The organism is Bartonella taylorii 8TBB, from assembly GCF_902825155.1.
Classification (GTDB): domain Bacteria; phylum Pseudomonadota; class Alphaproteobacteria; order Rhizobiales; family Rhizobiaceae; genus Bartonella; species Bartonella taylorii_A.
Genome location: NZ_CADEAG010000157.1, coordinates 1 through 421 on the forward strand (window position 1 = coordinate 1; position 421 = coordinate 421).

The following is a 421-nucleotide window of genomic DNA, read 5'->3' on the forward strand; positions in this document are numbered from 1 at the left end:
TCCATATTTTGTGGCGTGAAGGACAGTTTTCCATAAGTGCCTAAAAGCCCAAAGTATGAAGAAGTGTTTTGCCCTTCCAATGCAACCAATGCAACACCTGTTTGTAAAGCAGCATAGCCAATATCAGCACCATAACCGTATTCAAGGGCAGTGCGGTTAGACGATAAAGTCACTTTGTTTCCATAAGAAGATATAAAAAAGGAAAGTTTTTTATCATTTTTCATTTCCCATGGCATTGTTCGAATATTAGTTAAAAGAGCATTTTGATTTTCAATATCAGTGAAACCTGCAGCAAATAAAGCATTTGGCATTACTAAATAGTTTGCCATTTGCGGTAAAAGAGCCTTTACGTTTGAGTTGGGGAGGTATTGATTTTGCAGGCGAAAATCCCAAAAAGTATTACTATAATATGGATTTATAT

The 421-nt window shown here is 35.9% G+C and carries 1 pseudogene; it reads right to left on the reverse strand.

Annotation, left to right across the window (positions count from 1 at the left end):
- Positions 1 to 421, reverse strand: a pseudogene (locus J7R13_RS09090) (autotransporter outer membrane beta-barrel domain-containing protein); the annotation flags it as partial.